Source organism: Vibrio sp. 2132-1, assembly GCF_033344315.1.
The window spans coordinates 1-848 of the sequence record NZ_JAWPON010000188.1 but is presented as its reverse complement, the minus strand read 5'-3'; the positions used below and the strand labels follow the sequence as shown (position 1 = coordinate 848).

Below are 848 nucleotides of genomic sequence, written 5' to 3'. Positions count from 1 at the left end.
CTTGAATAAATGCTGTCTTCGAGGCTGTTACCAACGTATTCGGTTGGCTCCGTGCCTTTCTCAAAGTATTCAAACATGGACGTGCTATCCACTTTATGAGTCAGCAGACCGCTGTTGCGATCGATGCGAACGCGCACGATGTCATCTGGAATATTCTTGCCTTGTTCTGGCTTGCCTTCCAATGCTACTTGCATAAAGTCAATCCATGCTGGTTCTGCTGTTTTCGCACCTGATTCAGCACCAGATACTTGGCCTTGACCCAAATTGCTGTTCACCGTCGTGCGGCCTAACGCGCGTGAGTGATCATCGAAGCCCACCCATGCAATAGCAACCACGCCCGGACCATAACCGTTGTACCATGCGTCTTTTGAATCGTTAGTCGTACCAGTTTTACCACCAATATCACGACGCTCAAGTTTTTGCGCACGCCAGCCGGTACCGTTCCAGCCAGTTCCTTCACGCCAGTTGCCGCCACCCCAGATGTTGCTGTACATCATTTCACGCATCAAGAATGCGTTTTGTTCAGAGATCACTTGTGGTGCGTATTTTGGTTCATCATTTTCTAGTGCGTTCTCTGGAGCTTGGCCATCAACGGCAACGTCTTGCTCACCGAACTCACTGGCAAAGCGATCCATTTCTGGTTGTGGGCTCATTTGTGGGCAATCTTGATGACAAACGCTCTTAGGGTTGGCTTTAACCAAAACTTCGCCAAATGCATCTTCAACGCGTTCTACGTAGAACGGCTCAACATAGTAACCGCCGTTTGCAAAAACCGAGTAACCTTGCGCCACTTTCATTGGTGTTAAGCTACCCGCACCCAAGGCGATAGTTTCTGAGCGAGGCACTTC

The 848-nt window shown here is 49.5% G+C and carries 1 protein-coding gene; it reads right to left on the bottom strand.

What is annotated here, in order from left to right; all coding sequences use genetic code 11:
* On the bottom strand, window positions 1-848 hold an 848-nt coding region (locus R8N47_RS24315), incomplete at both ends, for a penicillin-binding transpeptidase domain-containing protein (RefSeq protein WP_318185994.1).